This is a genomic window from Streptomyces sp. NPDC059853 (assembly GCF_042731495.1).
Classification (GTDB): Bacteria; Actinomycetota; Actinomycetes; order Streptomycetales; family Streptomycetaceae; genus Streptomyces.
This window is the reverse complement of sequence record NZ_JBHWJL010000347.1, coordinates 1-5,007: the sequence shown is the minus strand read 5'-3', so window position 1 is coordinate 5,007 and position 5,007 is coordinate 1. Positions and strand designations below refer to the sequence as shown.

The window sequence follows — 5,007 nt, the reverse complement described above, 5'->3', positions numbered from 1 at the left end:
GAGATGTGTATAAGAGACAGGGGATGTTCTGGATCTCGATCCTGGCCGGGTCGAGGCGGCGGCCCCACACGACCTCCGCCTCGCCCTCCGGGGACAGCCGTACGGCCGCCCCGCCCAGGTCCATGCCCAGCGGCTCGTCGGCGACCGTCCCGGCGCCCGGCACGGCCAGCCCGTACGCCTGCCAGGCCCGGCGGGCCAGCGGCCAGTCCTGGAGCGCGGTGGCGGCGATGCCGACGTTCCACCAGTCCGGGGCTCCGGTGTCCCGCTCCAGCAGCGCGACGGCCCGCAGGCCCGCGGAGCGCGCCTGCTCCCAGTCGTGGCGGAACTTGTGCAGCAGCGCCAGGTTGAACCAGGACTCGGACAGCCATGGCTCCAGATCGGCGGCACGGGTGAGGAGCGCGCCCGCGTCCTCGTACCGGCCGTCGTCGATGAGGGTGAAAGCCCGGTTCGTGGCCAGTCGCCAGTCGGTCGACGGACGCTGCCGGACTCTGCCGAAGATCCTCACGGTGTCCTGCCTGATTCCCGCTGGGTGATGTGCACGTCGTCGTTCTCCTGTCCGCCTCAGGGCGCATCCAACCACAGCATGGGTCAGGCGACCGCCCCGCGCGAGACGATCTGTGCGAGGGCCCGGACGACTTCGGGGTCGTACTCGGTGCCGGCCTCCCGCTCCAGCGCGCTCAGCGCCCGCTCCGCGCAGGGGCGGTGCGGCGGGGCCAGGTCCGCGTAGGCGTTGGCGGTGCGGACGATCCGGGCCGCCAGCGGCTGCTCCCGGTACGGCTCGGCCTGGAGCTCCACCGTGTGCGCGATGGTCTCTCCCGCACCCGCCTCGCGCGCCACCGTGGCGCCCAGGGCGGCGATGGCCCGGCGCCGGGCGGCTGGCAGGGCGACGGTGGCACCGTCGGGCAGCGGCTCGAAGAGGGAGAGCTGGCCGATGTCGTGGAGCAGCGCGGCGTACTCCAGTGCGGTGAGCCGGTGCCCGCGCACCCGCAGCGCGCGCCCGGTGGCGCGCGCGAGGGCGGCCACCCGCTGGGCGTGCCCCTCGGGGGTGTACCCGGCGACCTCCGTGGCCCGGGCCAGCGCCCTGATCGTCTGCCGGTAGGTGGCGCGTACCGCCGCGTAGCGGCGGAAGACCAGCGCCGTCATCAGCAGCGGCGCGCTGAACAGCGGCGCCGCCCACCAGCGGGCGTACACCGTGCCCAGCACCAGCGCGGCCACCCCGCCCGCCACGGCCAGGGCCAGCGCGGTGGCGGCGGGCGGGTCGGCGCGCAGCAGCCGTAACGCGGACCAGTTCATGCGCGGGCGCCCGGCTGCTCGTCGGGCAGGGGCACGGGTTCCGCGGCGGGCCTGGCGCCGGGGACGTTACGGCGCGGGGCCTCGGTGTAGGGCCACCCGTGCCGCTCCAGCGCGCGGCTCAGCGCGGCCACCATCCTCGGGTCGAACTGGGTACCGGCGCAGCGCCGCAGTTCGGCGAGCGCCTCGCCGACCGGGCGGGCGCGCCGGTAGCTGCGGGTGGAGGTCATGGCGTCGAAGGCGTCGGCCACGGCCACGATCCGGGCGGCCTCGGGGATGCGCCGCCCGGCGAGACCGGCCGGGTAGCCGCTGCCGTCGTAGCTCTCGTGGTGGTGGAGCGCGGCGTCCACGGCTTCGCCGAGCACCGGGATGCCGCGGACGATGGCGTGGCCGTACTCGGGGTGGCGGCGGATCTGGCGCCACTCCTCGTCGTCGAGGGGGCCCTCCTTGCGGAGGGTGCGGGTGGGGACGGCCAGCTTGCCGATGTCGTGGAGGGCGCCGGCGGTGCGCAGCGCGTGGGTGCGTTCGGCGTCCAGGCCGAGTTCCCCGGCGATCAGGGCGGCGGCGTGGCCGACGCGTTCGCTGTGGCCGCGGGTGTACCGGTCCTTGAGGTCGACGGCCTGGACGAGCGCGGCGACGGTGGCCCGGTGCGCGGCGTCCAGGTGCCGGGAGCGGGCCAGGACCCAGCAGCAGATGTAGCCGGGGGCCAGCACCGCGAGCGCGCCCAGCAGCCCGGGGGCGGGGACGGCGTGCCACAGGGTGGCGGCCACCAGCCCCAGCAGCCCGTACGGCAGGTGGCCCAGCAGGACGGCGGAGGCGCTGCGGCTGCCGCCCAGCGCCCGGTCGGCGGCGGCGCAGGTGAGGACTGCGATGAGCGCCGGGAGCAGGGTGATGGTGAGCGGCGCGGCGGCCGGCTGGGAGTGGCCGGGGTCGGTGCCGCCGGGCAGCGGCAGAGCGTCGCCGAGCAGGCCCTCGGTGAGCAGCCGGAAGCAGTAGGCGCCCGCCGCCGCGGTGACCATGAGGCGCACGGTGTGCCGGAAGCGCCCCTCGGCGGGCGGGCGGCCGAGCAGCGCGCCGGGTACGGGCGCGAGTGCGGCCAGCGCGGGTGGCAGCAGGAAGACGCCGGTGAACAGCAGGGCGCCGTAGGAGGCGGTCTCCGGGGGGACGCGGTGGCCGAAGAAGCGGCAGCTGGGCAGGTAGCGGCAGAGCGTGCCGAGGACGACCAGCGGGAGGAACTGGGTCCACGGCAGGGCCGCGACGGCCTCCCCGAGGTGCGGCATCGTGGTTCCTCCTCCCCTGGGTGTCCCGGGGAGGATAGAGCGCGAGCCGGTGGACGCGGGGGGAGTTTGCGGGTCAGTCCTGGCAGAACGCCGCCATACTCACCCGATCGAGTGAAAGTGGGGTGAAGGAAGTGAAAGTGGAGCAGCCCGGGCCGGGCGTGCGCCCGCTCAGTCGGCCGTCGCCGCCGGGGGCACCGCGCCGCCGCCCGCCGCCGTCTGCCCGGGCCCGGTGCCCCGGATCAGCTCGATCCGGTCCAGCACCTTGGCGCGCAGGTCCGCCGGTACCTCGTCGTGGCCGCAGCACCGCTTGACCAGCTTCTTCACCGACTCCTCGAGGCCGTACTCGGCCAGGCAGGGCCGGCACTCCTCGATGTGCTCCTGGAACTTCGCGGAGTCCACATCCGGCATCTCCTTGTCGAGATACTCGTAGAGATGCCCGAGGACCTCGGAACAGTCCGTGGGACGCGACGGGTCGCCACTCATGAGCCAGAGCCTTCCTGTGCCCCGCCCGTGCCGGCCGGGACCAGGCCACGCTCACGGGCGTAATCACTGAGCATGTCGCGCAGCTGCCGCCGGCCGCGGTGCAGCCGGGACATCACCGTGCCGATGGGTGTCCCCATGATGTCGGCGATCTCCTTGTAGGCAAAGCCCTCGACATCCGCGAGATAAACGGCGATGCGGAATTCCTCCGGGATCGCCTGGAGCGCCTGCTTCACATCGGAGTCCGGCAGGTGGTCGAGCGCCTGCGACTCGGCCGAGCGCAGCCCGGTCGACATGTGCGACTCGGCGCGGGCCAGCTGCCAGTCCTCGATGTCCTCGGCGGCGCTGCGCTGCGGCTCGCGCTGCTTCTTGCGGTACGAGTTGATGAAGGTGTTGGTGAGGATGCGGTACATCCACGCCTTGAGGTTGGTGCCCTCACGGAACTGGTGGAACGAGCCGTACGCCTTGGCGTAGGTCTCCTGCACCAGGTCCTCCGCGTCGGCGGGGTTGCGCGTCATGCGCAGCGCGGCCGAGTACATCTGGTCGAGGAAGCCGAGGGCGTCGCGCTCGAAGCGGGCGTTGCGTTCCGCCTCGCTCTCGGTCGCGCGCACCGTCTCGTCCTGCGACGCGTTGTCGTCCGTACCGGTGACCTGACCCACCTCCTCCGCCGGGAAGGCGACGAACCCGGGCACGGGTCCGCCCGTTTCGGAGGATAGACGACGGACGGTGTTCTCCGCCGGTCGGGAGGACCGGTCGGCGGCCAGTGCCAGCGTCGCCCAGTCCACCTCGGCGGCGGCCGGCCGCCGCGGTCGGGTCGGGCAGCTGATGGATCCCATGGGGGACGTCTCCGCTCTCTCGTCGGCGTGCTGTACGCGCGTACGCAGGGCACAACACACCGGGCGGGCGGCGCATTCCCGGGCCCGGCGGGGGCGGGGCGCGTCCGCCGTCCGCCGCTCAGAAGAGCGTTTCCTCCTCGGGGGCGGGCAGGGCGGCGACCAGCTCGGGGCCGTTGTTCCGTACGTTGCTGACGTCGCGGGTGACGGGGTAGGCACGGACGGTGCCCGCCGGGGGCGGGGTGAGCAGGCCCCGGATCTCCTCGGGGTCGGTGCGGGACGGGTCGAGCCAGGCGTCCCAGCGGTCCGGCAGCAGCATGAGCGGCATCCGGGGGTGGATGTCCGCGAGGGTGCGCGGGCCCTTGGCGGCGCCGCCGACGGCCGGGCCGGCGGACTGCGGGTCGCCGGGCGGGGCGTCGGCCAGCGGGGTGGATTCGGCTTCGGTGGTGAGGACCGTGCAGGTGACCCACCAGGCGCGCGGATGGTCCTCGGGGAGGGTGGCGTCGCGCCAGAACTCGTACAGGCCCGCCAGCGCCATCACCGAGCCGTCGGCCGGGGTGACGAAGTACGGCTGCTTGCGGGGCCGCTTGCGCTTGCCCTTGACCTCCTCGGTGCGCTCCTCGTCCCCGGTGGCCCATTCGTAGTAGCCGTCGGCCGGCAGCAGACAGCGGCGGGCGGCGAAGGCGCGGCGGTAGGAGGCGCGCTCGTGGACGGTCTCGGACCTCGCGTTGATCATCTTGGCGGCGGACTCCGGGGACTTGGCCCAGGAGGGGATCAGACCCCAGCGCAGCACCCGCAGCTGGCGCACCGGCTCGGGGCCCGCGCCCTTGAGGGGGCGGTCGAGGACCGCGTACACCTCTTTGGTGGGGGCCACGTTCCAGTCGGCGGGCAGGGCCTCGGACGGCTCCCAGCGCTCGATGTCGAAGATCGACGCGAGATCCTCCGGGCTTCTGCTGGCCGCGTACCGTCCGCACATGTGATCCAGCGTAATGCGCCGGGGTCCGTACGGTGACGGGCCCCGGCGCACACGGTCGGTGATGCGTGGTGGTCGATCGGTGACCGGCCGGGTCGCGGACAGGCGGAGCTGTCCGGGCGGTCGCGAACAGCCGGTGGTGATCAGGCGG

At 74.0% G+C, this 5,007-nt stretch carries 6 protein-coding genes; all 6 read right to left on the bottom strand.

Annotated elements, in window-relative coordinates; all coding sequences use genetic code 11:
• Nucleotides 1-505: tetratricopeptide repeat protein (locus ACFV5N_RS24590; RefSeq protein ID WP_385603798.1), on the bottom strand; the 505-nt coding region annotated here is incomplete at its 3' end.
• An 83-nt stretch (nt 506-588) separates the two neighbouring features.
• The gene (locus ACFV5N_RS24585; RefSeq protein ID WP_385603796.1) at nt 589-1,293 is read right to left on the bottom strand and encodes an HD-GYP domain-containing protein; all 705 of its coding nucleotides are present in this window, start codon (nt 1,291-1,293) and stop codon (nt 589-591) included.
• Complete coding sequence (locus ACFV5N_RS24580; protein WP_385603793.1) at nt 1,290-2,570, bottom strand: HD-GYP domain-containing protein; 1,281 nt, start codon at nt 2,568-2,570, stop codon at nt 1,290-1,292. Before ACFV5N_RS24580 ends, ACFV5N_RS24585 begins: the two co-directional genes overlap by 4 nt.
• Nucleotides 2,571-2,738: 168 nt before the next feature.
• Complete coding sequence (gene rsrA, locus ACFV5N_RS24575) at nt 2,739-3,053, bottom strand: mycothiol system anti-sigma-R factor (RefSeq protein WP_385603790.1); 315 nt, start codon at nt 3,051-3,053, stop codon at nt 2,739-2,741.
• Entirely contained in the window at nt 3,050-3,709 is a 660-nt protein-coding gene (locus ACFV5N_RS24570; RefSeq protein ID WP_385603800.1) for a sigma-70 family RNA polymerase sigma factor, read from the bottom strand. Before ACFV5N_RS24570 ends, rsrA begins: the two co-directional genes overlap by 4 nt.
• Nucleotides 3,710-4,004: 295 nt before the next feature.
• Nucleotides 4,005-4,859: an SOS response-associated peptidase gene (locus tag ACFV5N_RS24565; protein ID WP_385603787.1), complete on the bottom strand. Its 855-nt coding sequence runs from the start codon at nt 4,857-4,859 to the stop codon at nt 4,005-4,007.
• Nucleotides 4,860-5,007 lie beyond the last annotated feature (148 nt).